23 protein-coding genes are annotated in these 25,959 nt (G+C 66.0%); 9 read left to right on the forward strand and 14 right to left on the reverse strand.

Going from position 1 to position 25,959, the window contains the following annotated elements; genetic code table 11:
* Positions 1–85 precede the first annotated feature (85 nt).
* From M0534_RS06330 to gluQRS, 4 genes are all read right to left on the reverse strand, one after another.
* Positions 86–1,429, reverse strand: a complete 1,344-nt coding sequence (locus M0534_RS06330) for a sigma-54-dependent transcriptional regulator (protein WP_248567579.1) — start codon at positions 1,427–1,429, stop codon at positions 86–88.
* 4 nt (positions 1,430–1,433) lie between these two features.
* Positions 1,434–4,376, reverse strand: a complete 2,943-nt coding sequence (locus M0534_RS06335) for a sensor histidine kinase (protein WP_248567580.1) — start codon at positions 4,374–4,376, stop codon at positions 1,434–1,436.
* Entirely contained in the window at positions 4,366–4,563 is a 198-nt protein-coding gene (locus M0534_RS06340; RefSeq protein WP_248567581.1) for a hypothetical protein, read from the reverse strand. The genes M0534_RS06335 and M0534_RS06340 overlap by 11 nt, the downstream gene beginning before the upstream one ends.
* Positions 4,564–4,732: 169 nt before the next feature.
* Complete coding sequence (gene gluQRS, locus M0534_RS06345) at positions 4,733–5,659, reverse strand: tRNA glutamyl-Q(34) synthetase GluQRS (RefSeq protein ID WP_248567582.1); 927 nt, start codon at positions 5,657–5,659, stop codon at positions 4,733–4,735.
* Positions 5,660–5,772: 113 nt separating this feature from the next.
* Here gluQRS and smc point away from each other — a divergent pair, with 113 nt between their 5' ends.
* The 3 genes from smc (at position 5,773) to ligA (ending at position 12,573) form a co-directional block, all read left to right on the forward strand.
* Positions 5,773–9,285: a chromosome segregation protein SMC gene (smc, locus tag M0534_RS06350; protein ID WP_248567583.1), complete on the forward strand. Its 3,513-nt coding sequence runs from the start codon at positions 5,773–5,775 to the stop codon at positions 9,283–9,285.
* An 87-nt stretch (positions 9,286–9,372) separates the two neighbouring features.
* Entirely contained in the window at positions 9,373–10,233 is an 861-nt protein-coding gene (gene zipA, locus M0534_RS06355) for a cell division protein ZipA (RefSeq protein WP_248567584.1), read from the forward strand.
* Positions 10,234–10,251: 18 nt separating this feature from the next.
* Positions 10,252–12,573 carry an NAD-dependent DNA ligase LigA gene (ligA, locus tag M0534_RS06360; protein ID WP_248567585.1) on the forward strand — a complete coding sequence of 774 codons (2,322 nt, stop codon included), beginning with the start codon at positions 10,252–10,254 and terminating at the stop codon, positions 12,571–12,573.
* An 8-nt stretch (positions 12,574–12,581) separates the two neighbouring features.
* Here ligA and M0534_RS06365 read toward each other — a convergent pair whose 3' ends face one another.
* From M0534_RS06365 to M0534_RS06375, 3 genes are read right to left on the reverse strand one after another with little or no spacing between them, the layout of a single operon-like run.
* The gene (locus M0534_RS06365) at positions 12,582–13,421 is read right to left on the reverse strand and encodes a peptidylprolyl isomerase (RefSeq protein ID WP_248567586.1); all 840 of its coding nucleotides are present in this window, start codon (positions 13,419–13,421) and stop codon (positions 12,582–12,584) included.
* A 4-nt stretch (positions 13,422–13,425) separates the two neighbouring features.
* Positions 13,426–13,704, reverse strand: a complete 279-nt coding sequence (locus tag M0534_RS06370; protein ID WP_248567759.1) for a BolA family protein — start codon at positions 13,702–13,704, stop codon at positions 13,426–13,428.
* An 11-nt stretch (positions 13,705–13,715) separates the two neighbouring features.
* Positions 13,716–14,015, reverse strand: coding sequence for a YciI family protein (locus tag M0534_RS06375; RefSeq protein ID WP_248567587.1), 300 nt, complete (start codon positions 14,013–14,015; stop codon positions 13,716–13,718).
* 152 nt (positions 14,016–14,167) lie between these two features.
* Between M0534_RS06375 and M0534_RS06380 the strand changes: the two genes are divergently transcribed.
* The 6 genes from M0534_RS06380 to M0534_RS06405 all read left to right on the forward strand — a co-directional run bounded on the left by M0534_RS06380 (position 14,168) and on the right by M0534_RS06405 (position 19,512).
* Positions 14,168–14,797, forward strand: coding sequence for an L-threonylcarbamoyladenylate synthase (locus M0534_RS06380; protein WP_248567588.1), 630 nt, complete (start codon positions 14,168–14,170; stop codon positions 14,795–14,797).
* Positions 14,798–14,857: 60 nt separating this feature from the next.
* Complete coding sequence (locus M0534_RS06385; RefSeq protein ID WP_282571321.1) at positions 14,858–16,075, forward strand: tryptophan--tRNA ligase; 1,218 nt, start codon at positions 14,858–14,860, stop codon at positions 16,073–16,075.
* Positions 16,076–16,089: 14 nt separating this feature from the next.
* The gene (locus M0534_RS06390) at positions 16,090–16,902 is read left to right on the forward strand and encodes a segregation and condensation protein A (RefSeq protein WP_428348509.1); all 813 of its coding nucleotides are present in this window, start codon (positions 16,090–16,092) and stop codon (positions 16,900–16,902) included.
* A gap of 496 nt (positions 16,903–17,398) precedes the next feature.
* Positions 17,399–18,016: an SMC-Scp complex subunit ScpB gene (gene scpB / locus M0534_RS06395; RefSeq protein ID WP_248567589.1), complete on the forward strand. Its 618-nt coding sequence runs from the start codon at positions 17,399–17,401 to the stop codon at positions 18,014–18,016.
* Positions 18,009–18,824, forward strand: a complete 816-nt coding sequence (rluB, locus tag M0534_RS06400) for a 23S rRNA pseudouridine(2605) synthase RluB (RefSeq protein WP_248567590.1) — start codon at positions 18,009–18,011, stop codon at positions 18,822–18,824. The genes scpB and rluB overlap by 8 nt, the downstream gene beginning before the upstream one ends.
* Position 18,825: 1 nt before the next feature.
* Positions 18,826–19,512 carry an endonuclease III domain-containing protein gene (locus M0534_RS06405; RefSeq protein WP_248567591.1) on the forward strand — a complete coding sequence of 229 codons (687 nt, stop codon included), beginning with the start codon at positions 18,826–18,828 and terminating at the stop codon, positions 19,510–19,512.
* A gap of 32 nt (positions 19,513–19,544) precedes the next feature.
* On the opposite strand, the gene M0534_RS06410 is transcribed toward M0534_RS06405, so the two are convergent.
* From M0534_RS06410 to M0534_RS06440, 7 genes are all read right to left on the reverse strand, one after another.
* The gene (locus M0534_RS06410; protein WP_248567592.1) at positions 19,545–19,997 is read right to left on the reverse strand and encodes a hypothetical protein; all 453 of its coding nucleotides are present in this window, start codon (positions 19,995–19,997) and stop codon (positions 19,545–19,547) included.
* A gap of 160 nt (positions 19,998–20,157) precedes the next feature.
* Positions 20,158–20,931, reverse strand: coding sequence for an SDR family NAD(P)-dependent oxidoreductase (locus M0534_RS06415; protein ID WP_248567593.1), 774 nt, complete (start codon positions 20,929–20,931; stop codon positions 20,158–20,160).
* A 16-nt stretch (positions 20,932–20,947) separates the two neighbouring features.
* Entirely contained in the window at positions 20,948–21,778 is an 831-nt protein-coding gene (locus tag M0534_RS06420) for a squalene/phytoene synthase family protein (RefSeq protein WP_248567594.1), read from the reverse strand.
* Positions 21,771–23,123 (reverse strand): DNA recombination protein RmuC, encoded by a 1,353-nt coding sequence (locus M0534_RS06425; RefSeq protein WP_248567595.1) that lies wholly within the window; start codon positions 23,121–23,123, stop codon positions 21,771–21,773. Before M0534_RS06425 ends, M0534_RS06420 begins: the two co-directional genes overlap by 8 nt.
* Positions 23,120–23,812, reverse strand: a complete 693-nt coding sequence (locus tag M0534_RS06430) for an HAD family hydrolase (RefSeq protein WP_248567596.1) — start codon at positions 23,810–23,812, stop codon at positions 23,120–23,122. Before M0534_RS06430 ends, M0534_RS06425 begins: the two co-directional genes overlap by 4 nt.
* The gene (ubiG, locus tag M0534_RS06435) at positions 23,802–24,530 is read right to left on the reverse strand and encodes a bifunctional 2-polyprenyl-6-hydroxyphenol methylase/3-demethylubiquinol 3-O-methyltransferase UbiG (RefSeq protein WP_248567597.1); all 729 of its coding nucleotides are present in this window, start codon (positions 24,528–24,530) and stop codon (positions 23,802–23,804) included. The genes M0534_RS06430 and ubiG overlap by 11 nt, the downstream gene beginning before the upstream one ends.
* Before the next feature lie 38 nt (positions 24,531–24,568).
* The gene (locus tag M0534_RS06440) at positions 24,569–25,888 is read right to left on the reverse strand and encodes a TRZ/ATZ family hydrolase (RefSeq protein ID WP_248567598.1); all 1,320 of its coding nucleotides are present in this window, start codon (positions 25,886–25,888) and stop codon (positions 24,569–24,571) included.
* Positions 25,889–25,959: the final 71 nt, after the last annotated feature.

The following is a 25,959-nucleotide window of genomic DNA, read 5'->3' on the forward strand; positions in this document are numbered from 1 at the left end:
TGGATCAAAGACGATACAGTGTTACCAATGGTGACATCAAATCGGTCCATCCGCGCCAGGCTCGACCCGGGTGCCCGCGGACGGGTCATGATTGCCGGCGGCGCGCGCGCGGGATACCGAGCCGTTGCCGTTTCTCCCACAGGGCCTTGCGGCTAATGCCGAGCCTGCGGGCCAGTTCGGTCTCCGTCAGCACGTCCTCATGCTCGCGCACGTACTGGCAGAAGTAGTCCTCCAGTGACAGATCCGGTGTGCCGCCGGTGTGCCGGCCGGCCGAGGGGCGGTCGCTCATGCCCAGCAGATCCGGCGTCAGCACGGTGCTGTCGCTCAGGATCACCGCCCGTTCGATGGCATTCTCCAGCTCGCGGACATTGCCCGGCCAGCTGTAGGTCCGGATTGCATCCAGCGCGTCATTCGAGAACCGCATGGGTGGTTGATTGAGCCGCTTGCAACCACGCTCCAGAAGAAACCGCGCCAGATCCACCACGTCCTCGCCGCGCTCACGCAACGGTGGCAGGCGAATCTCCATGACGTTGATCCGAAAGTAGAGATCTTCCCGGAACTCGCCGCTTTCCGATAACCGGGCCAGGTCCCTGTGCGTTGCCGCCACCAGGCGCACGTCCACTTGCCGGGAAGCGGCCGAACCGACGCGCCGGATCTCGCCTTCCTGCAGCACCCGCAAAAGCCTCGCCTGCGCTGCTGGCGGCAGTTCGCCGATCTCGTCCAGAAACAGGGTGCCGCCATTGGCTGCTTCCACCAGTCCCTGCCGCACGCCAACGGCACCGGTGAAGGCACCTTTCTCGTGCCCGAACAGTTCGGCCTCGATCAGCGACTCTGGGATGGCGGCGCAGTTGACCGCAATCAGCGGCGCATCGGCACGCCGACTGTTGGCATGCAACGCCCTGGCAACCAGCTCCTTGCCGGTGCCCGATTCACCCAGGATCAGGACCGTGGTGTCGGTCGGCGCCACCTTGCCGATGCGGTCGAACACCTCCTGCATCGGGCCGCAGCGGCCGACGATGCCGGCGACCGGATAACTGCGTTCGATATCCGCACGCAGGGCCGCGTTCTGCCGTTCCAGCCGGTTTTCCTTCAGCGCCCGCTCGACGGTGAGCAGGAGTTCGTCGTTATCGAACGGCTTGGCCACATAGTCCACCGCGCCCTGTTTCATGGCCTCGACGGCGGAGCGCACGCTGGCGTAGCTGGTCATGATGATGCTGGGGACGTCGGGCGCCCGTTGCAGCACATCGGTGCCGGGTCGCCCGGGCAGACGCAGGTCCGCGATGATCAGGTCGAAGCCGTCCAGGTTCCATTGCGATTCGGCCTCTTCCACCGATGCGGTATCGCTGACCTGGTGCCGTTGGCGTTCCAGCAATCGGCGCAGCGAGCGGCGGATGATTTCCTCGTCCTCGATCACCAGAATCCGTGCCATGTTGTCAGGCCTCCTCGATTTGCCGGACGGACGCCGTTTTCAGCGTCAGCGTAACGGCCGTGCCGGCGGTGTCACTGTCGATTTCCAGCGCCCCGCCACAATCGCGAATGATGTTGTATACCAAGGGCAGGCCGAGGCCGGTGCCATGGCCCGGCTGCTTGGTGGTGTAAAACGGTTCCAGCACCCGTGCTATGGACTGTTGCTCGATGCCGCAGCCATTGTCCCGCACCCGGATCCGGACCTGCGCGCCGCGATGTTCTGCGCTGACGCTGACCCGGCCGTCGGTGCGATCCTGACAGGCATCCGCTGCATTGGTGAACAGGTTGACGAAAACCTGGACCAGCGGCTGTGGCTTGGCCTCGACCTCAAGGTCCACCGGCACGCGGTTGTCGAAGCGCAAGTTACGCGCCCGTCGGCTGAGCATCGTTAGCCGGGTCGCCTCGGCCACGGTGTCATGCAGGTTCACCGCTTCCAGCGTGCCGGCTGACATCGGGCTGCCCCCGTGTGCGTAACGCACAAGGCTTTGCACGATGTTATTGATGCGCTGCGCCTGGTGCAGGATGTCCTCGGCGCATTCCTGAACCTGGGCCGGATCCGGCTGGTCGCGCAACTCCTGGGCCAGGCAGGTAATTCCGGTCACCGGATTGCCGATTTCATGGGCCACGCCGGCGGCCAGACGGCCAATCGAGGCGAGTCGTTCGCTGTGGGCCAGCTCCTTCTCCAGCACCTGCAGATCGGTGAAATCCTCGATCAGCAGCACCGTGTCACCGCTGCGGCCGTGTCCCGGTTCCTCGATGCTTGCCTTGTGCAGGCTGTACCAGCGGCTGCGGCCGGATTCCTCGACCTGTTGGCGGTGCCAGTGTGTCTTGCCGTCGTTCAGAAACTCGCTGAGCAGTTTGCCCCAGGGTGGTGGCAGTTCTTCCAGTCGGCGACCGATGACATCGGACAGCGCGATCCCGGTCAACCGCGCGATGGCCGGGTTCCAGCGCACCAGCCGGTTGCCATGGGCCAGCGCGCAGACACCCACCGGCAGGTCCTCGATGATTTGCCGGTGATACCGGCGCAGGCGGTCGAGTTCCGCGGCCAGGCCTCGCAGCCGCGTGCGTGAGGTCTCAAGCCGGTCCTCGACCAGGCGCACGTTCTGCGCTCGCGTCGTCGGATCCTCCTGCTCCAGTTCCAGCCGGTGATCGACGATCATCCGTGCCAGTACCGGTCCCATCATGCCCGACAGATTGCGCTGGATGCGGATTCGCAGGTCGTGCAGTGCACCCGGCCGGTTCTCGTTCCAGTCCATTGCCAGATCGCGCAGCGCGCGTTCAACCTCGGCCGAGGCGGTGTTACGCCCCATCACCGAGGCCAGGCGTTCAACGAACTGGTGTGGTGATGCGGCCCTCAGGTCGCCGACGGGGAAGGCCGGCGTCAGTTCGCGGCAGGCGGATGCGGCGTCTCGCTCGGCGTTGCTCTGGCGGCTGCACAGGGACACCAGAACGAACAGGATCGCATTCACGCTCAACGACCAGAACGTGGCCGACTGGTACATTTCCGGCGAACCCGCTGCCCCCGCCGCGCCCAGGCCGAACCAGGCCGGCCCGCTGTCGCCGGTCAACGGCGGCAGCAATGCGGTCAGGCTCCATACCGTGGCGCCTGCCAGCAGGCCGGCAATGAAGCCGCCGGCCGTGGCGCGGGGCCAGAACAGCAGGCCGAGGATGCCGGGCAGCAGTTGCGCCATGGCAAGGAAGGAGATCAGGCCCCAGCCGACCAGCCCGGTGCCGGCCTCCATCAGCAGGTAGAAGATGTAGCCGGCGGTAATGACCGCGACAATCAGTGCGCGCCGGGTCCAGCGCAACGCGCCGTACAGGTCGTTCTGGGGCTGCACGCCGGCCAGCGGCAGCAGCAGGTGGTTCATGGCCATCGACGAAATGGCCAGGGTCGAGACCACGATCATGGCACTGGCCGCCGAGATGCCGCCCAGGTAGGCAATGATCGCCAGTGTCGGCGAGCCGCTGGCCATGCTCAGGCCCAGCACGTGGTAGTCGGGGGAAGTCGCCGGCTGCAGCACCTGGGCCGACCAGAGAATCGGCGGAATCACCAGCGTCAGTGCCAGCAGGTAGAGGGGGAACGCCCAGCTCGCCGTGTAAAGGTGCCGTGAACGAATGTTCTCGGTGAACAGCATGTGGAACTGGCGGGGCAGCAGGAAGCCGGCCGCGAAGGCCAGTACCAGCAGGCTGGGCCAGGCCCCTTGCCGGGCCGGACCGTACAGATCCTCGATCAACTGCGGGTTCTCGACCAGGTGCTGCTGCAAGCCGGCAGGCCCGCCGAAAGCCTGGTAGACGGCCACGCCGGCAACCAGGAGCAGCGCAAAGAGCTTCATCACCGACTCGAAGGCGATGGCAACCACCATGCCCTCGTGCTTCTCCCGCGGCGTGACATGGCGGGCGCCGAAGATGATTGCAAACAGACTGACGATGATGACGAACCAGAGCGCCAGCACCTGCGGCGAGGAATCCTGACTGAGCACCACCGTGGACTCCGTGACCGCGCGGATCTGCAATGCAATGTACGGCAGCACGCCGGCCAGCATCAGCAGCGTGACCAGTATGCCCACCGGCTGGCTGTTGAAGCGAAAGGCGAACAGGTCGGCGACCGAAGACAGCTGATAGGTGCGGGTCAGCCGCAGGATCGGCATCAGCAGGACCGGAGTCAGGACGAAGGCCAGCGTGACGCCGAGATAGATGGTCAGGAACAGCAGTCCCTGCTGCTCGGCAAAGCCGACGCTGCCATAGTAGCTCCAGGAGGTTGCATAGACACCCAGCGACAGCACGTAGACGGCCGGGTGGCGCACCAGCTTGCCCGGTAACCAGCGTTTTTCCGCTGCGTGGGCAATCAGGAACAGCAGCAGCAGGTAGAGGATCGCGCTGATCGATAGGGTCGTGAGATCAAGCTGCATGGCGACGTGCCCGCCTGGCGAGCCAGGCGGTCAGACCGATGATCAGCAGCCACAGCAGGTAGACCACATACCAGGGTGCAGGCAGTTGCATCCACCATCTGGCAAACGGCGACACAAGCAGGAACAGCGAGAACAGGAACAGCAGCACGCTGGCAGCTCCCGGCCCTTGCTCTGTGGGCTGAGCCATCGGTCTTCGCTCCTTCCAAGGCCGACTTCGAGGTCACGCCGGCCGGTCCCGCCTGGGATGGCGCTCACCGGTTCGCGTGTCCTCACCGATCCGATGCGTGTTGCCGCATCGTGAGTGTTTGTTACGGAAGGTAGCATCCGTGCCCTTGCCTGGCCAGGCAATCAGGTTGTCATTCCCCGGTCCCCGTCTCGACGATCCGTTCCAGGCCTCGCAGCCGCTCCGGTTGCCAGTGTGACCTGGCCCACTGCCAGAGCGTAGCGACCGAGGCCCGTCGCAGGGCCGCCGGCGGTGCCTGTCGTAGCCGCTGCAGGGCAAGCCACAGGTTGGCAGCGGGCTTCCGGTCATCCAGTGGCGCGGCTCCCTGTTGCTTGCTCAGCTTGAAGCCGTGCTGGTCGACCAGTACCGGCAGATGGGCGTAAACCGGCGACGACAGCCCAAGGAGCCGCTGGATCAGGCGTTGCGGCGGCGTACACCAAAGCAGATCATGGCCGCGGACCACATGCGTGATGTGGCCGCCGCCGTCATCCACGGCTGCGGCCAGGTGGTAGGCCGGCAGGCCGTCGCTGCGCCGGACGATGAAATCGCCGACGGTCTCTGCCAGACAGGTCCGGATCGGCCCCTGGAGCTGATCGTCGAAACTGTCCCGTTCCTGGTCCACGCGCAGGCGCAGCGTTCGGGCCTCGCGTCCGGCTGGCAGTCCGTGGCGGCAGGTCCCCGGATACAGGGGGCCATTGGGACCGGGGCGGCCATGGCGGCGCAGGTCACGTCGGCTGCAACCACAGTCGAACAGGTGTCCGCGGGAGCGGAGTTCGGCAATCGCCGCCAGGTGCCGGTCTCGACAGGCGCTCTGGAAGCTTACCGCGGCATCCGGCTGCAGGCCGTGGACTTCCAGGCTTCGCCGGATGGCATCGCTTGCCCCTGGCATCTCGCGGGGCGGGTCGATGTCGTCGATACGCACCAGCCAGCGACCGTTATGGCGCCGTGCATCCAGGTAACTGCAAACGGCACTCAGCAGGGAGCCGGCATGCAAGGGGCCGGTCGGGCTCGGTGCGAAGCGCCCGCAATAGGTTGCGGCCGGGGTTTCCGTGTCAGTCATCGACCCAGTATCGCACGTGCCTTTGCATGGGCCGGAGCGGTCAGGATAATGGCCGCTTCGGCCGGCACCAAGTTGCGGCCTATTGGCACCCTCCCAGGCACCGGTGACCCAGCATGCGGCTGAAGACAATTCGACTCGCCGGCTTCAAGTCCTTCGTTGATCCCACTTCCGTGCATCTGCCCGGCCAGCTGGTCGGCATCGTCGGCCCCAACGGCTGTGGCAAATCCAACGTCATCGACGCAGTGCGCTGGGTCATGGGTGAGAGCTCCGCCCGGCATCTGCGCGGCGAGTCCATGACCGATGTCATTTTCAACGGCTCCGGCAGCCGCAAACCCGTCGGACAGGCCTCCATCGAACTGGTGTTCGACAACAGCGAGGGAGCGCTGGGGGGGAAATATGCCAGCTATGCCGAAATCTCCGTCAAGCGGCAGGTCAACCGCGAGGCCCAGTCCCAGTATTTCCTGAACGGTGCGCGCTGCCGGCGGCGCGACGTCACCGATGTATTCCTCGGCACCGGTCTGGGGCCGCGCAGTTACGCCATTATCGAGCAGGGCATGATCTCGCGGATCATCGAGGCCAAGCCCGAGGAGCTGCGCGTTTACCTGGAGGAGGCGGCCGGGATCTCGCTGTACAAGGAGCGCCGGCGCGAGACCGAGCGCCGGATTCGCGATACCCGCGAGAACATGGACCGACTCAACGATGTCCGCGAGGAGGTCGGCCGCCAACTCGAGAAGCTCAGCCGGCAGGCGAAAACCGCTGAGCGCTACCGGACCCTGAAGGCGGACGAGCGGCGTCTGCGGGCCGAGCTGCTGGCGTTGCGCCTGCGCGGCATGAGCGAGCTGGTCGCTAACGGCGAGCAGGACCTGCTGCAGCGGCAGAACGCGCTGGAGTCCGCCATTGCCGGCCAGCGGGCGGCGGAACGCGATATGACGCTGGCGCGGGAGCAGCAGGCCGAGCGGGGCGAGGCACTCAATGCCGCGCAGGGCGAGTATTACCAGCTCGGCAGCGAGATTGCCCGCATCGAGCAGCAGATCAGCCATCACCGGGACCTGCAGCGGCGGCGCAGCGAGGAGCGGGATGCCAACCGCCGTGCACTGGACGAACTGGCGCAGAACCTCGAGCAGGATCTGGAGAAGCAGGCGGCGCTGCAGCAACGGTTGAAGGTCCTGCAGCCCGACACCGAGGCGGCGGTGGAGCAGGAGCAGCAGGCCGCGGCTTCGGTGCAGGCCTGCCGCAGTGATCTGGATGCCTGGCAGAAGGCCTGGGAGCAATTCAACGCACGCGTCGCCGAATCGGTGCGCCAGGCGGAGATCGAGCGGACCCGGATCGAGCAGTTGGAGGAGCAGGATGATCAACTGCGGCGGCGCCTCGACCGCCTGCTGCAGGAACGGGAGGGCCTCGAAACGTCGCCGTTGCAGGATTTGCTGGCGAAGCTCGAGCGGGTCGAAGCCGACCATCTGAGGCAGCGCGATGAGCAGGCGGAGGCCGTGACGCTGCACGAAACCCGCCTGGCCGGGTTACGCACCGCCGAGCAGTCTGCCGCGGAAGAGCTGCAGCGCGCCCAGGGCGCGCTGCAGCAGGCCGAGGCCCGCCGCCAGTCTCTGGAGACCCTGCAGCAGCATGCCCTGGGTGACAGCGACGCCGCCGTGCGCCAGGTGCTGGACCGGCTGGGACTGGACACGGGAGCCCGGCTGGCACGTGAAATACGCGTTGATGCGGGTTGGGAACACGCCGTCGAGCGTGTGCTCGAGGATCGGCTGCAGGCGGTTTGCGGCTCCCTGGATGACGCCGCGCCGGAGGTGCTGGCCGGCCTCGAGAGCGGCAGTCTGACCCTGGTCGACACCGACAAACAGCCGTTGCCGATCAAGCACCGGCCGGACCTGCCCGATCTCGCCTCGCGGGTCGATGCGAGCTGGCCGGTGGCCGAACTGCTGGCGCACGTGTACTGCGCCGATTCGCTGGAGCAGGCCATGCGGCTGCGCGGGCAGCTGGCGGCCGGCGAGTCGCTGGTCTGCGCCGATGGTCACTGGATCGGACCACGCTGGATGCGGTGGACCGCTGCCAGCGCCGGCGGCGATGGGGCCCTGGCCAGGCAGCGGGAGCTGGATGGCCTAAAGCAGACCCTGGCCGAACACGAGGCGCAGGTCGCTGCGGCCAGGCAGCGCTTGCAGGAGCTGCAGGAGCAACGTGACGCCATCGAACAGGCGCTGGGACAGGCCCGGCAGGCACATGCCGAGGCGGCCGAGTCCCTGAGCCGGACGCGAAGTCAACGTCAGTCCGAGGCGCAGCGCCTGGCCGATATGCATCAGCGGCTGGAGCGTCTGGACGGCGAGCGGCAGGATATCGCTGAACAACGGGACGAGGGCCGGGAGCGGCTTGACGCGGCCCGCGGCCGGCTGCAGGAGGCGCTGGATCAGGGGGAGGGGCTGGACCAGGAGCGCGACCGGCTGGAAAACGAGCGCGGCCAGGCCAGCGCGGCGCTGGAGGCAGCCACCCTGCGCCACCAGGAATGCCGCGACAGGCACCACGAGCTGGCCCTGAAGCTGCGCGAGGCCAGGACCGTGACGGCCTCACTGGACGAACAGATCGACCGCCTGCGCAAGCAGCAACAGCGACTGCAGGGGCGCGCCGAGGAACTGGATCAGGCGATCAGCGAGGACGGCGATCCGACGGCGGAACTGGAAACCCGGCGGCAGGGGCTGCTGCAGCAGCGCAGCAAGGCGGAAACCGCGCTTGCCAGCCAGCGCCAGCAGCTCGGTGAGGTGGACGCCCGGCTGCGTGAATTGGATCAACAACGACTTGCCGCGGAAACCCGTGCCGAGGAGCTCCGCTCCGGTCTGGAGGCAGCGCGCCTGCGGCATCAGGAGCAGCGCACGCGGCGGCAAACGCTGCTGGAACAGTTCGAGGAAACCGAACGCGACCTGGAGGCGGTGCAGGCGGAATTGCCCGGGGATGCCAGCGAGGAGGCCTGGCTGAAGCACCTGTCGGACATCGAGAACCGGATCAGCCGGCTGGGCAGCATCAACCTGGCGGCAATCGAGGAACATGCCGCCCTGGACGAGCGCAACAGCTATCTGCAACAGCAGCATGCGGATCTGGAGGAGGCGCTGGAGACGCTGGAGAGCGCCATGCGGCGGATCGACCGCGAGACCCGGGTCCGTTTTCGCGACACCTTCGACCGGGTCAATGCGGGCCTGCGCGACATGTATCCCCGCCTGTTCGGCGGCGGCGAGGCCTATCTGGAACTGACCGGCGAGGATCTGCTGGATACCGGTGTCAGTATTCTTGCGCGGCCGCCGGGCAAGCGGATCAGCACGATTCATCTGTTGTCAGGGGGGGAGAAGGCGCTGACCGCCGTGGCGATGATCTTCGCCATATTCGCGCTCAATCCGGCGCCGTTCTGCATGCTCGACGAGGTCGACGCACCGTTGGACGAGGCCAATGTCGGGCGCTTCTGCCAACTGGTGCAGGAGATGTCGAAACGGGTACAGTTCGTGTTCATCACCCACAACAAGGGCACGATGGAGATCGCGTCGCATCTGATGGGCGTGACCATGTATGAGCCGGGCGTCTCGCGTCTGGTTGCCGTCGATGTGGACGAGGCCGCGGACATGGTCGAGGCCTGATTCCGCGGTAACGTGGCCAGACACCGGTCCGGCCGGGTGCCGTGGCCGCAGGACAATGATCGGAAACTGGGGGGAACGGCAGGCTATATGGATGCGCTGCGCTGGATACTGCTGATCGTCGGGCTGTTGGTGATTGCCGGCCTGTATGCCTATTTCCGCTGGAAGGAGGGGCGGCTGACGCTGCGCATGCCGTCCTGGAAGAAGGCCGGAAGTGGCCGCAAGCCATCCCGAAGTCGCCGCTCCGAGCGCGACGTGGACGTGGCCCTGCGCGAGCTGGACGATCTGGTGATCGATGATCCGGATTCCTCGGTGGAGCCGGATCCGGACCTGGCAATCTCGCCGGACGATGGCCCGTTTCCGGTGGACTGGGACGATCCGGACAACACGGTGTCGGCGCCGCGGGTGAGGCCGGTGGCCGGTCAGCGGGCGCGTGAGGAGTCGGCTTCGGCGCCGAAGGCCGCCGCCGGAGGCCAATCGCCGGAGCAGGATCCGGCCTGGCAGGATGCCGGGGAAAAACTGATCGTGCTGTATGTCACCGCAGGCCAGGGCTACGTGTTCACCGGCCCGCCGCTGATGGATGCGCTGGAGCGGGTCGGGCTGCAGCATGGCATGCATGACGTCTTCCACCACATGATCGATGCGCACAGCGGGCCGACCCCGCTGTTCAGCGCGGCGAACATGCTGGAACCAGGCACCTTTGACTTGCGTACCGTGGATCAGCTGGAGACCCCCGGCGTGGTCCTGTTCCTGCAGTTGCCGGGTCCGTTCGACGGTCTCACGGCCTTTGAAAAGATGCTGGAGACCGCGCGACGGCTGGAGGATCAGCTCGGCGGTCAGCTGCTCGACCGGCAGCGCTGCGACCTGACCGGTCAGGCGGTGGAACACCTGCGCGAGGAACTGCGCGAATACCGGCGACGTGCCAGGCTCGCCGGCAGTCAGCGTCGCTGACCGCCATTCGAGGGGCGTATGACCGGAATCCCGCGTCCGCCGGCTTCGGAGGCAGCCGCTCGTGAGCGGGCCACAAGCCTGCGTGAGCAGATCGAACAGCACGATTACCGCTATTACGTGCTGGACGACCCGCTTGTCTCGGATGCCGATTATGACCGGCTGCTGCGGGAGCTGCGGGCCATTGAGGCGGCTTACCCGGCACTGGTCGACGCGGCATCGCCGAGCCAGCGGGTGGCCGGGACGCCGGCCGGTGGTTTCGCCGAGATGCCGCACCCGGTGCCGATGCTGTCGCTGGACAATGCCTTCGACGCCGATGACCTGCGCGCCTTCGACCGACGCCTGCGGGACCGTCTCGAGACCACCCGAATAAGCTACGTCGGCGAGCCGAAGCTCGATGGCCTGTCGGTCAGCCTGCATTACGAGGATGGCGTACTGGTTCGGGCCGGGACCCGAGGCGATGGCCGCACCGGCGAGGACATCACCGCAAACGTCAGGACCATTCGCAGCGTGCCGCTGCGTCTGCGGGGCGTTGCTTGGCCCGCGGTACTGGATGTGCGTGGCGAGGTGGTGATCCGGCGGCGTGATTTCGACAGCCTGAACGCGCAGCGGCTGGCCGACGGACTGCGTCCGTTCGCCAATCCGCGCAATGCGGCGGCCGGCAGCCTGCGGCAGCTCGACCCACGGGAGACGGCTCGACGGCCGCTGACGTTTTTCACCTTTGGCGTTGCCGAGGGAGCCGAACTGCAGCAGGCAAGCCATCATGCCGTGCTTGAAGCGCTGCGCAGCTGGGGTTTTCGGGTCAATGACCGGGTTCGGACGCTGGCCGATATCGAATCCTGTCTGGATTATGCGGACAGCCTGCTCGAGCAACGCGACAGCCTCGATTACGAGATAGATGGCGTGGTGTTCAAGCTGGATGCGCTGGAAGATCGGCAGCGGCTCGGCTTTACCGCACGGGCCCCGCGCTGGGCCATTGCCTACAAGCTGCCGGCGCGTGAGGCCACCACGCGGGTCCGCGGTATCCTGGCCTCGGTGGGCCGGACCGGCGTGATCACCCCGGTGGCCGATCTGGAGCCGGTGGCTGTCGGCGGTGTTACGGTCAGTCGCGCGACACTGCATAACCTGGATGAACTGCGGCGCAAGGATGTGCGTGTCGGTGACACCGTGATGGTACGTCGCGCCGGCGACGTGATTCCGGAAATCACCAGTGTCGTGGTCGACGCCCGGCCGGCGGATGCGGAGCCCTGGCAGATGCCCGAGCGATGCCCGGTGTGTGATTCCGACGTGCTGCACATCGATGGCGAGGTGGATTACCGTTGCGTCGGCAGTCTCCGCTGCCCCGCGCAACTGAAGGAGAGCATTCGCCACTTTGCTTCGCGCAAGGCCTTCGATATCGAGGGTCTGGGGGAGCGCGTCGCCGAGCAACTGGTCGAGGCCGGACTGGTCACCGAACTGGCCGATATTTTCCACCTGCAACAGCAGGATCTGCTGGGCCTGGAGGGCTTCGCCGAGCTGTCGGCCGCCAATCTCCTAAATGGCATCGCCCGCCGGCGCCGTATCCACCTGTCCCGGCTGCTCTACGGCATCGGGATTCCCGGGGTGGGGGAAGAGACAGCCCGCCTGCTGGCGGAACAGACCGGCAATCTGGACTTCCTGCGTCAGGCACCGGCCCTGCTGTTCTCGCTGATGCCGGCAATCGGCCGGACCATGGCCGAGGAGATTCGGCGTTTCTTCGCCGATCGCGCCAACAGTGAAAGCCTGGACCGGCTGCTCGAACCACTGATCCTGGACGGGCTGGACGGTTTTTCGCCAGATTATGCGGCGCGGCTGCAGCCGGCGGAGCTGATCGCCGGATTCGGCTTCCGCGGGCTGGGGCCGAAACGTGCCGCCCAGTTGGCCGCGAAGCTCGACGCACTGACCGATCTCTCGGATATGCCGCTGCAGCGCTATCCGCTGCCGTCGGCCGAGGCCGAACGCCTGCAGCAGGCGTTCCAGCAGCGGCGGCAGGAGCTTGCTGCCGTGGATGCCTGTCTGCGCCGATTTGGCCTGCACTGGAGCGACAGTTGCGCAGAGGCGACGCTGCGGCGGCCCCGCTCCGAACAGGAGCTGCCGCTGGCGAACAAGACCTTCGTGCTGACGGGCTCGCTGGACGGTATGACCCGGGACGAGGCCGCGGCACTGATCCAGCAACGCGGCGGTAAGGTCACCGGCAGCGTGTCGGGCAAGACCGATTACCTGGTGGCCGGCGAGGCAGCCGGTTCAAAGCTGGAAAAGGCCCGCAAGCTAGGCGTTGCCGTGCTGGACCAGGCGGCGCTGGAGCGCCTGCTGCAGACCGACTAGGCGATCGCTCAGTCTTCCACCTCGGTGCGATAAAGCATCACATCACCCGCATCCCGCAAATCCCGCAGGTAGGCCTTCACCCGCTGGTCCATCAACATGGCCTGCAGGATCCCCCGCACCGCGTCGAACTCGGGCGGGCGCGCCGTGCGTACGTTCTGCAGCTTGACCACGTACCAGCCATGACTGGTTTCCACCGGATCCGTGCTGTACTCGCCGGGAGACAACTCCATGATGCGCTCGGCAACGGCGTCTGCCATCTGGTCCGAGGCCATCCAGCCGGGGTCACCGCCATCGCTGGCGCCTGATCCGGCGGAATAGCGCTGCGCCAGTTCCGCGAAGTCGGCACCGTCGGCCAGCTCCTCGAGTATGGCTTCGGCATCGTCCCGGGATTCCAGCAGGATCTGGCGGATCCGGTACTCCCGATGCGGTCGGTCGGCGAAGCGTTCGCCATACAGGGACTCCAGCATTTCATCGTCGAACGGCTCACGATGCAGGTGCTCGATGCGCTCATGGGCGAGTACCGCGCGCTGCATGTTTTCCACCTGGGCCTTGACCCGGCGATGTTCGTCCATGCCGTGATCGCGGGCATCCTGGGCGATCAGTTCCATTTCAACGAGTTCCAGCAGCAGCGTTTCGCGCTCGTCGTCGGAGAGTCGCGGTGCGCGCGCACCGGCACGTCGCTGGATATGCAGTTCCAGCATATCGGCGGTGATCGGCACGTCGTTTACCGTGGCAACCACGTCGTTACCGGGGTCGGACGCCTCGCTGTTGCCGTTGTCGGCGGGTTCGTTGCAGGCCGCAAGCAGTAGACCGCCGGAAAGCACAAGACTGAGAGCAGGGATCCGCATACGGTCAGGCATCCTGCGCACGCTCGGCCCGTTCCGCGTCGGTCTGCGCGCGGATGCTCAGGGCATGAATATCGGTTTCAAACATGTCACCAACGGCTTCGTTAACCAGCCGGTGCCGTTGCAACGGGGATTTGCCGGCAAAGGCTTCGCTGACGACCAGCAGGTTGAAATGACCACGACCATCGCGTGCACCGGCATGGCCGGCATGCAGATGGCTCTCGTCCTCGATGTCGATGTGGCTCACGGGCAACGCCGCCCGTATCCGCTGCTCAATGCGTTGCATACGATCGGCAGTCACGGCAATACCTTTCGAAACGGTTTAACGAACACTGAAGAATAGACACCGGCATCGACATAAGGGTCCGCATCGGCCCATTGTTCGGCCTCGGCAAGACTGCCGAATTCGGCGACGACCACGCTGCCGAGGAATCCGGCGTTACCCGGATCTTCCGCATCGATTGCCGGCATCGGCCCGGCCAGCAACAGGCGGCCCTCCGCCTTGAGGTCTTCCAGCCGCTTGAGATGCGCCGGGCGGGCGCCCTTGCGCAGCGGCAGACTGTCGGCAACGTCCTCGGAGATGATCACGTAGTACATGGTGGCTGTCGGTCCTCTTGTGAGACACTTCCGCGTCGTATCGAACTGCGCCGGAGCTTAGCACAGGCCCCGTGGCGGCCTGCCCGGTGTGCGCCCGATCCATTGCCCGCGCCACGCCATACGGTGTCGGGCGAGACGTCCCTGGAAGCCTCATGACTCAGTTTTTCGAGATTCATCCGGAAACACCCCAACTGCGCCTGATACGCCAGGCGGTCCGGCTGATTCGCTCGGGGTGTCTGGTGGTCTATCCCACCGATACGACCTATGCCCTCGGCTGTGGTCTCGGCGAGAAGGATGCCCTGGACAGGATCCGGCAACTGCGAAACCTGGACGCCCGGCACAACTTCACGCTCGCCTGCCGGGATCTTTCGGATATCGGCACCTATGCCCGGATCGAGAAGACTGCTTACCGATTGCTCAAGGCATTCACACCTGGCCCCTATACCTTCGTGTTGCGGGCTACCTCGGAAGTTCCAAGGCGCCTGCAGCATGCGAAGAAAAAGACCATCGGCATCCGCGTACCGGATCACGCCATCACCCGGGCACTGCTGGAGGAGCTCGGCGAGCCGTTGATGACCGCCAGCCTGCTGTTGCCGGGTCAGGAGATCCCGATGACCGAGGCCCCCGGTATCGTCGAGGCCATCGGCAAGCAGGTTGACCTGGTAATCGACGGTGGCGCCTGCGGCCTGGAACCGTCCACGGTGGTGGACCTGACGTCCGGTGTTCCCGAGGTGCTGCGGGAGGGTTGCGGCGACATCAGCGTGTTCGGTGAGCAATCGTAGCCGCCGATGCATCGGGTATGATGCGCACAGCAGATCGCAACGAAGCGTAAGGAGTTCGACTTGAGTTCGTTAGGGACATCGCAGAACCGCGTGCTGTCCGGCATGCGTCCGACCGGCAAACTTCACCTCGGCCACTACCATGGTGTCCTCAAGAACTGGCTCAAGCTGCAGCAGGAGCACGAGTGCTTTTTCTTCGTCGCCGACTGGCACGCGCTGACCACGCATTACGACGAGCGCGAGATGATAGCCGATCACGTCTGGGAAATGCTGATCGACTGGCTGGCCTGCGGTATCAACCCCAGCCTGGCGCGCGTGTTCATCCAGTCGCGGGTGCCGGAGCATGCCGAGTTGCATCTGCTGTTGTCGATGATCACGCCTCTGGGCTGGCTCGAGCGTGTGCCCACCTACAAGGATCAGCAGGACAAGCTACGGGAGAAGGATCTCGCCACCTACGGCTTCCTCGGTTATCCGCTGTTGCAGTCGGCGGACATCCTGATCTATCGCGCCGGCGGCGTGCCGGTGGGGGAGGACCAGGTGGCGCACGTGGAGATAACCCGCGAGGTGGCGCGTCGCTTCAACCATATGTTCGGCCGCGAACCGGGTTTCGAGGACAAGGCGATGGAAGCCTCGAAACGCATGGGCAAGAAGAACAACAAGCTCTACCAGCAGCTGCGGCGCAAGTATCAGGAGCAAGGCGACCAGGAGGCACTGGAGGTGGCCCGTGCACTGGTCCAGGGCCAGCAGAACATCACTCTGGCCGACCGGGAGCGCCTGTATGGCTACCTTGATGGCAGCGGCGTGGTGATTCTGCCGGAACCCCAGGCCATGCTGACCCCGGCCTCGAAGATGCCGGGGCTGGATGGGCAGAAGATGTCGAAGTCCTACGGCAACACCATAGCCCTTCGCGACGAGCCGGACGAGGTCGATCGCAAGATTCGCACCATGCCCACGGATCCGGCCCGGGTGCGGCGCAGCGATCCGGGCGAGCCCGAGAAATGCCCCGTCTGGTCGTTCCATGAGGTTTATTCGGACGATGCGACCAAGGACTGGGTGCAGCAGGGCTGCCGTTCGGCCGGTATCGGTTGTCTGGAATGCAAGAAGCCGGTGATCGACGCGGTGCAGGCCGAACTGGCACCGATTCGTGAACGCGCGCGAAAGCTGGAACAGGATCATGATGCGGTGCGCGCGGTGGTGGACAAGGGGGTGGAAGCGGCGCGGGATGCCGCCCGCGACACCATGGAGGAGGTTCGCCGGGTCATGGGGCTGGACTACCGTTGACCGTCGAGCACGGTATCGCCGGGCAGGAAGCCGTGGCGGCGGAGGAATCTCCGTCGGTGGTGCCCGGTGTGCGCGTCGGTAATGAGCCGCTGCGCGAACTGCCCCGGGATCTCTACATTCCGCCCGATGCACTGGAGGTTTTTCTCGAGACCTTCGAGGGACCACTGGACCTGCTGCTGTATCTGATCCGGCGGCAGAACCTGGACATCCTGGATATTCCGATCGCCGCCATTACCCGGCAGTACATGGGTTACGTGGAGGTGATGAAGGAGCTGCGCCTGGAACTGGCGGCGGAGTATCTGGTCATGGCCGCCGTGCTGGCCGAGATCAAGTCGCGCATGCTGTTGCCGCGGCCGGTCAAGGTCGACGAGGAAGAGGCGGATCCACGGGCCGAACTGGTCCGGCGGCTGCAGGAATACGAACGCTACAAGACGGCGGCCGAGGACCTGGACAGCCTGCCCCGGGTGGGGCGGGATCTGCAGCCGGCCACGGCGATGGTGCCGGAGATGCCGCGCGAGGCGCCGGCGCCGGAGGTCAGCCTGGACGACCTGCTGATGGCGCTGGCGGATGTCATGGCGCGGGCCGAGATGTTCAGCCACCATCACGTGCAGCGTGAGGTCCTGTCGGTCCGTGAACGCATGAGCTGGACGCTGCAGCAGCTGGACAGCGAGCAGTTCACCGACTTTCGCAGCCTGCTGCGGCCGGAGGAGGGCAAGCGCGGCGTTGTGGTCGGTTTTCTGGCCATCCTGGAGCTGATCCGCGAGGCGCTGCTGGAACTGGTGCAGGCCGAGCCGTTCGCACCCATCTACGTTCGCGCCCGGGCGTAAAGCTTAGATCTTCCATGTCCAGGCGTGGGTGGTCGACGCCGGCACTGCTCCGCCAGGCCCGCCGTGAACCCATCCGTGGGGGCTTAACGAAACACTGATTGATTTTCGCGTCTGCGTTGGAGTCGCATTTTTTCCGAGGCAAGGCGTGCTGTACCGCGCCGCAGTCATTCTGCGGTCAAGCAGCGCAACAAAGCATTCGGGAAAAATGCGACCCAACCCGAAGGGCCCGGCCGGTTTTGGCCCCTGGCTGTGTTGTGTCACCGGCCCGGTAGCTTTGGCTACCGAACCGGCACCGCGCCTTGCCAGATGACCAAAACCGGTCTCGGGCGTAGACACGAAAATCAATCAGTGTTTCCTTAACGCTCGCGTCCCTGCGACCGACAGCCTGTCGGAGCAGTGCCGGCGCCGCCCTGAAGGCTGGTGTCTTGGTGCTGGTTACTGTCTGAGGCCTGACTACGGATCTTGCGCTGGGATAACTGTCGGGAGACGGAAAACGATGGCCACGCCACCGCTGAAACACATCCTCGAGGCCGCAATGCTGGCGGCCGGCGATGCCCTGTCGCTGGAGCACATGCAGGCCCTGTTTCCGGACACCGACCGGCCGGAAAAGCCACGGCTTCGGGGTGCACTGCTCGAGCTGCAGCAGGATTACGCCGACCGCGGGCTCGATGTGGTGGAGGTGGCCAGCGGCTGGCGGATCCAGGTGGCCAGTGACATGGTGCCCTGGCTGGCGCGGCTGTGGGAGGAAAAGCCGGTGCGCTATTCCCGTGCCCTGCTGGAGACCCTGGCGGTCATCGCCTACCGGCAGCCGGTGACCCGGGGTGAGATTGAGGAGGTGCGCGGTGTCAGCATCAGTACCACCATCATGCGTACGTTGCAGGACCGTGGCTGGGTGCGGGTGATCGGGCATCGGGATGTGCCGGGCCGGCCGGCGATGTTCGGCACCACGCGGGCGTTCCTCGATCATTTCAATCTGAAAAGCCTGGATCAGTTGCCGTCGCTTGGCGAATTGCGTGATCTCAGCGAGCTGCATCCGGAACTGGATCTGGGCTTTCCGGATACCGCTGATCCTGCGGCGGAGGAAGCGGCGGACCGGGGATCAAGCGATGGATGAGAAGCTGCAAAAGGTGCTGGCCCGGGCCGGCTACGGCTCGCGTCGGGAAATCGAGGCCCTGATTGCCGAGGGCCGGGTGCTGGTCAATGGCGAGCCGGCGCGGCTTGGCGACCGCGTGACCGGTGAGGAGCGGATCCGCTGCAACGGCCGCCTGGTTCCGCGCGAGAAGCTGCAAGCCGGCGGGCGCAAGGTGCTGATGTACCACAAACCGGTTGGCGAGGTCTGTACCCGCGACGACCCGGAGGGGCGGCCGACCGTGTTCAGTGCTTTGCCGAAGCTTGGTTCCGGGCGCTGGATCAGTATCGGTCGGCTGGACCTCAACACCCTCGGCCTGCTGCTGTTTACCAACGACGGCGAGCTGGCCAACCGGCTGATGCATCCATCCCATGCGCAGGAGCGCGAGTATGCGGTGCGGGTGTTCGGTGAAGTGGACGAGGCCATGCTCCGGCGCCTGCAACAGGGTGTCGAACTCGATGACGGACCGGCCGCCTTCGAGCAGATTGAGGCCCGGGGCGGCGAAGGCGGCAACCAGTGGTTTCATGTGGTCATTCGCGAGGGCCGCAAGCGGGAGGTGCGCCGGCTCTGGGAGTCCCAGGGTGTGCAGGTCAGTCGCCTGATGCGGGTGCGTTACGGCCCGATCCGGTTGCCCCGGGATCTGCCCCGTGGCAAGTGGCGTTTCCTGCCGGACGACGCGGTCAATGCGCTGGCGGCAGGAGTTGGCCTGGCACCGGCTCCGGCGCGGAAGCCGCCGCCCAGGGGCGCGCGGCAAGGCAGGAAGGCGGGTTCGCCACGCCGTCGCCGGGGTTGACGTGGCAGACGTCGGGCAGACAGGCGCAGCGGGTGTTTACTGGCGGCTCAGGGAGTATTTCGGTCATCGCAATTGGTGGCCTGCGGATGACCCCTTCGAGATCCTGGTTGGCGCAATTCTCACCCAGAATACTGCCTGGACCAATGTCGAGAAGGCCATGGCCCGGTTGCGAGAGCAAGGGAGGCTGAACCCCGGGGCGCTTCTCGACCTGCCGGAACCGCAATTGGCCGAACTCATCCGCTCCTCCGGATACTACAACATCAAGGCGTCGCGCCTGCGTGCATTGCTGAGCGTCCTGCGGGAGGATGGCGGGCTGGACGGCTGGCGAGATCACGAGACGGCAGCGCTGCGGGCTCGCCTGCTGGCGGTCAGGGGGGTTGGCGAGGAGACCGCCGATTCCATCCTGCTGTACGCGCTGGGGCGACCGGTGTTCGTGATCGATGCCTATACCCGGCGTATCTTCAGCCGTCTCGGCCTGGTCTCCGGTGACGAGTCCTATCGCGAGCTTGCAGAATGGTTCGAGCGGCAGCTGACGGCCGATGTGGATTTGTACCAGGATTTTCACGCGCAGATCGTGACTCTTGGCAATGGCATTTGCCGACCGGCGCCACGTTGTGAGCAGTGCCCGCTGGCTGCCGGCTGCCCGCAGCGCGGAATCCAGCCCCGTCCTGCTTCGGCAAGGGGGTGAACGCCAGCGCAGGCGTTGGTGGACTACATCCGCTAGCCGGCTGCCGCCGGGGCGGACTTGTCACCCGCCTGGTGGCGGATGCGAACCACCTGGCCGGCCAGTTTCTCCGGCAGGTGAATCTTCCGGTCCATCATGATCAGCAGCCGGCGGACGCCGTCATCGCGCTGCAGCAGCCGTTCCAGTCCGCGCTGAACGCTGCTGTTCTGCAGCGCCTGGTCCATGTCCTTGAGCACATAGATGCCGTAATGCCGGCTGGCCGCGATGTAATTGATCGCATCGCCGACACTGCGTGTCTGCGGGATGAATATCCGTTCCGAACCCAGCCGAAACAGGCCATTGTCCGGCGACCAGCCGTAGATGGCCCTGCCGCTGGTGAGTGTCAGGCGCTTGAACACATCCAGTATCCGGTCGGGAGACCCGGTTTCCAGGGCCGCGATGCGGAACTCCGAATCGATAACCCGGCTCAGGTTGAAGTTACCACTCATGGCCCCGATTCTCCGTGGGTTCTATGTGTTGCGCTAAGACATACTCCAGTATAGGTTCCGGTGGCAAGGTGTCGTTGATTTCATGACACTTTTCCGCTCGGTGTCACCGACTGGCATGCGACCCGGCCGATATCGACCGGGCCCCTTGTCGGCGTCAAAATCATGACACTGCCGGCGACCACCGCAGGCCCTTGCCGTGGTAGGGCCGTCCCGAAGCGGAGAGCAGATAGACATAGGCGCGCGCCACGTCCTCCACCGACCGCAGTCCTGTCGTCTGTTCGGCGGGGTAGGCCTGCTGGCGCATCGGCGAATCCACCGGTCCCGGATCGAGGCTGCTGACCCGGATTCGACCCTTTCGGGCTACCTCCGCGGCCAGGGTCTGCATCATGCATTCAACACCGGCGTAGGCGACCCCGAAGGCGCCCCAGTAGGCCTGGCCCTGCCGGCCGCTGCGGTCTGAGGTGTGGATGATACGACTGTCTTCAGCGCGATCAAGCAGCGGCAGGCAGACCTGGTTCAGCAGGAACGGTGCATTCAGGTTGACATGCAGCGTCCTGGCCCAGAGCTCCGGATCGTATTGTGACAAGGGCGACAGCTCACCGAGCATGGCGGCGCAGTGCACCAAGCCGTCGAGGCGCCCGAACTGCTGATCGAGGGCTGTGGCCAGCTCCAGGTAGTCGGCCGGTCCGACACCTTCCAGATTCATGCCGTGCAGGATTGGCACCGGGGAGTCGGCGCTGTCTATTTCGTCGGCCAGGGCTTCGAGCTTTTTTACCGCCTTGTCCAGCAGGATCAGCTGCGCGCCTGCCGCGGCACAGTGGCGCGCCACCGCGCTGCCGATGCCGCCCGCGGCACCACTGAGCAGGATCACCCTGTCGCCAAGGGTTTCCGCTGAGGGCCTGAAATCGTCGGGGATTGTCAGTGTCTCAATCATGCGTGCTCTCTTTATGTTATCCAGTGCGCCAGGCCAGCCAGAGGCGGCGCAGCGGCGTGAGGCTGAGTTCTGCCTGCAGCATCGGGTAATCCGCCCTGCGCATCTCCTGCAGGATCGCAGCGGCGAGTCGGACGCGGATCCTGGTGCAGCGGTAACCGGGTGAGTCGGTCAGATCCAGGGCCTCGCTGGCCTTGTGCAACAGCGAGGCCGCGTTGTCCACTTGCGCGACAAGCGCCTGACGCGCCGCATCCGACCCGGCGGAGGCCGGCAGTTGCTCGACCGACAGGCCAGCGGCGCGCAGGTCCGACTCGGGCAGGTAGCAGCGGCCACGATCCAGTGCCGGCCGCAGACGCCGCAACAGCTCCGTCAGCCGCAAACCCATGCCCGCATGATGCGCGGCGCTGTCATTGTCGTCGCGGTACGGGTGGCCAATCTGAAGCTCCAGCGCTGCCAGTGGTATGCCGGTGCGGTGCAGATAGCTGGCCAGGGCATTGCCGTCCGGATAGCTGCCGTATTCCAGATCCATGCGCGCACCGTCGATCAATTGCCGGAATGGGGTCAACGGCAGTCCATGCCGCGTGATCGCCGGGCCCAGTGCCGTGGCCAGCGGGTGTCTGCCCTTGCCGCTGGCGATCCGTTCGATCTCCGCCTGCCACCAGTCCAGCTTGACCTGACCCACCCCCGGATCGGACACCGTCCAGGGCACCGCCAGGATTTCCTCGGCGAAGCCATGCACGGCGCGCAGAGCGGGCTGATGCTGCCGCGGTGCAAAACGCAGCGCATAGTAAAGCGCGGATCCGGGCGGGGCCAGGTCCGGCGCCTCGGCTGCCTTGGCGAACTCAGTCATCCCTGTCGGCTCGCGGGTCCTGATTGACCTCGACCGGGGCGGGTTCGTCTGGCGCGGGTGTGGCATCGCGCCCGCCGCTGCTGCGGCGCGCGCTGCGTTCCACCGGTTCAAGCGAGGCCAGTTCCTTGCGTGGCCGTAATCCGAGATCGGTGAATTTGCGGGCCCCGGGGATGACCTGACGCTCCAGCGAGCCAACCGCCTTGTTGAAGTGATCCACACTGCTGTTCAGGCTGCGACCCAGCCGGTCCAGGTGGGCGGTGAAGGTGACCACCCGGTTGTACAGTGTCTCGCCAAGCTCGCGGATCTTTTCCGCGCTCTCCGCCACCAGGTCCTGCTGCCAGCCGAATGCCACCGCACGCAGCAGCGCAACCAGCGTGGTCGGCGTGGCGATTACCACCCGCTTTGCCAGTGCATCCTCCATCAGGCCGCGGTCCTGGTCCTGGGCAGCGGCCAGGAACTGCTCGCCGGGCAGGAACAGGACCACGAAATCCGGCGAGTTGGCGAACTGTTGCCAATAGGCCTTGCCGGCCAGTTCTCGGACCCGCTCCCGGACCTTGCGGGCGTGGCGGTCCAGGGCCAGGGCACGGGCGGCATCGTCCACCGCCTCCACGGCCTCGATGTACGCGTCCAGCGGCGTTTTCGCGTCGATCACCACCTGCCGGCCATTGGGCATGCGGACTACCATGTCCGGGCGTTGCACCCCATCATCACCGCGCAGACTGGCCTGTTCCTCGAAATCGCAGTACTCCACCATGCCGGCGAGCTCCGCCAGCCGGCGCAGCGTCATCTCGCCCCAGCGGCCGCGGACTTCGGGCCGACGCAGCGCCTTGACCAGATTTCGCGTTTCGGTCTGCAGCGTCGCCTGGTGCTGGGCCATGCTGGTCAGGTGCCGGTCCAGGTCGCCATAGGCCTTCTGCCGTTCCTTCTCGACCTGCCGGATCTGCTCCTCGGTCCGCTTCAGTGCCTCGCCGATCGGCTTGACCAAGGCCTCGACCGCCTTTTCCCGCTGGCTGAGCTCGGCGCTGGCCTGGGACTGCTGCTGTTGCAGGCGTTCCCGCGCCAGTTGCAGGAATTGTTCATTGTTCTTGCGCAGGGCCTCGCCGGACAAGGCCGAGAAACGTTCCGCCAACTGGTCGCGGGCCTCGGCGAAGGCCGCCTGGCGCTCCTCGGCGATACGTTCCTCGGCCAGCAGGCGCCCCTCCAGGCCGGCGATCTCCTGTTCCAGCGCGGCAATCCGGCGTTGCCGGCGTTGCTGCACGATGGCGCCCCCAAGCAGCGCGCCAAGCCCCGCCGCGCCCAGCAGCAATGCGATGATCAGGCCGATCGGCAGGCCGGGATCGCTCATGCCGCCTCCCGCCGTTCCACGTGTTCCAGCCAGCGCAGCAGGTCCAGCGGTTCCTGCAGCAGGCCGTCCGCACCCCAGCGGGTGGGGCGATCCTCGGCGCAGAGGTAACCGAACAGGCAACCCAGCGTCCGCATGCCGGCGGCATGCCCGGCCGTGATGTCGCGCTTCGCGTCACCGACCATGACTGCCTCCGCCGGCGTGACGCCGAGCATGGCACACAGTTCCAGCAGCATCTCCGGATGCGGCTTCGGTCGCTGCACCTGGTCACCGCAGAGCAGCGCATCGGCTCGCTCCAGCAGATCGAATGCGGCCAGCACCGGTTCGCTGAGGTCCTTCGGCTTGTTGGTGGCGACGGCCCAGGCAATGCCACGCGCCTCAAGCGTATCCAGCACCCCGAGCATTCCGGGGAAAGGTCGGGTACGGTCGCTGATCTGTTGCCGGTACAGTCGCAGGAAACGCGCATGCAGCGGCGCCATGTCGGGATGCCCCGGCGGCAGGTGAAAGGCGCGCTGCAGCAGACCGGCGCTCCCCAGCGAGGGGCTGTGGCCGTAGCTGCCGGGCCGCTTCTCGGCCAGTCCCTGTTCGCGCAGCAGCTGGTTGGCACAGGCGATCAGGTCCGGCGCCGTGTCCAGCAGCGTGCCGTCCAGGTCCAGCAGCACCGCCCGCACCGGTTTGCCCTCACGGTGCATCGGTGCCCCCGGCCCGCTGATAGGCTGCCATGTAATTGACCGAGACATCGCGGTTCGCATGGAATTGCCGGGCCAGCGGGTCGTACTGAATGCCGCGCAGCGCCGCCAGTTGCAGGTCGGCCTCACGGGCCCAGCGGGACAGTTCTGACGGGCGAATGAACCGGGCGTAGTCGTGGGTGCCCCGCGGCAGCATGCGGAGCAGGTATTCGGCGGCAACGATGGCCAGCAGATAGGCCTTCGGGTTGCGATTCAGGGTGGAGAAAACCACCGTACCCCCGGGCCTCACCAGTTGCGCACAGGCACGAACCACCGAGGCCGGGTCCGGCACGTGCTCCAGCAGTTCCATGCAGGTCACCAGCTCATACTGCCCGGCATGATCGGCGACCAGCGATTCCACGCTGCGCAGTTGATAATCGATCTCCAGCCCCGATTCGAGCGCATGCAGACGCGCCACCTCGATGGCGCCGGGGCTCAGGTCGATGGCCGTCGTGCGGGCACCCTCCCGCGCCAGGCTCTCGCTTAGAATGCCGCCACCACAGCCCACGTCCAGTACCCGGCAGCCGGCGAGGGCGACCTGTTCCCTGATGAAGGCCAGGCGCAACGGGTTGATCTGGTGGAGGGGCTTGAACTCGCCCTCCTGGTCCCACCAGCGGCTGGCGACGGCGTCGAACTTGTCGATCTCATCGCGGCTGGCATTGACGCGCTCTGGCTCGGTCATGATTCCTCGTCTTGTTCCTGGCGTCCTGGCTTGGCGGCTCAGGCCTGCGCCTGCAGGCGCTGCTGCCAACCGCGCATGCGTTGCATGAGTTCATCCGGATTGATCGTGGTCAGGGCGCGTTCGCGCACCAGCTGACGGCCGGCAACCCAGACATCGGATACGCGGTCCCGGTTGACCACATAGACCAGTTGCGACAGCGGGTGATACAGCGGCTCAGTATCGATGCCGGCAAGATCAACGGCAATGACGTCGGCGAATTTGCCGATTTCCAGCGAGCCGATGTCGCGCTCCAGGCCCAGCGCCCGCGCCCCATTCAGCGTGGCCATGCGCAGCGCCTGGTGGGCGGGCAGGGCGGCCGCGTCCCCGGCAACCCCCTTGGCCAGCAAGGCCGCGGTGCGCATTTCGCCGAACATGTCCAGGTCGTTGTTGCTGGCCGCGCCGTCGGTGCCCAAGGCGACATTGATGCCTGCATCCAGCAGTTTCTGCACCGGGCAGAAGCCGCTGGCCAGCTTGAGGTTCGATTCCGGGCAATGCACGACGTTGCTGTTGGACTCGGCCAGCAGGGCGATCTCTTCATCCAGCAACTGGGTCATGTGGACCGCCATCAGCGAGGGGCCGAGCAGGCCGTGCTCGGCCAGTCGCGCCAGCGGACGTTTGCCGTGCTGTTGTTCCGCGTCGGCCACCTCGAATGCGGTTTCGTGCACATGCATGTGTACCGGTGCATCCAGCTCGCCGGCCAGGGTCGCGATCCGTTGCAGCGCCTCGTCACCCACCGTGTAGGGCGCGTGCGGTGCGAACACCGTGCTGATCAACGGGTCGCTGCGGCGCTCGTCGCGCAGCGCCAGCCCCTTGTCCAGGTACTCGCGGGGGTTGTCGGCGTAGGCGCTGGGGAAATCGATGACAATCATGCCGACCGAGGCACGCATGCCCACCTGGCTGGCGGTGCGTGCGGTGACCTCGGGGAAGAAGTACATGTCGTTGAAGCAGGTGACCCCGCCGAGCAGCATCTCGGCGCAGGCCGACAATGTGCCGTCATGCACGAATTCCGGCCCAACATGGGTCTGCTCGGCGGGCCAGATGTGCTCCTTTAGCCAGCGCATCAGCGGCAGGTCATCGGCAAGCCCGCGCATCAGGTTCATCGCGGCGTGGGTATGGGCATTGATCAGGCCGGGCAGGATGGCCTGTTGCCCGCGATCCACCACGGTATCCGCCTGATAGCGCTCGCGGGCCGCTTCGGTGGGCAGGATGTCGAGGATCCGACCGTCGTTCACGGCAACACTGTGATCGGTGAGCACCGAGTCGTCCGGATCCACTGGAATGACCCAGCGGCCGTGAATCAGCGTGTCGATGCGCTCCATAGCCCCTCCCGCGATAACTGGGCGCCGAGTATAACGTGCACGGCGGGGCCTTGTGGCACGGACGGGCTGTG

Source organism: Methylonatrum kenyense, assembly GCF_023195885.1.
Taxonomy (GTDB): Bacteria; Pseudomonadota; Gammaproteobacteria; order Nitrococcales; family Aquisalimonadaceae; genus Methylonatrum; species Methylonatrum kenyense.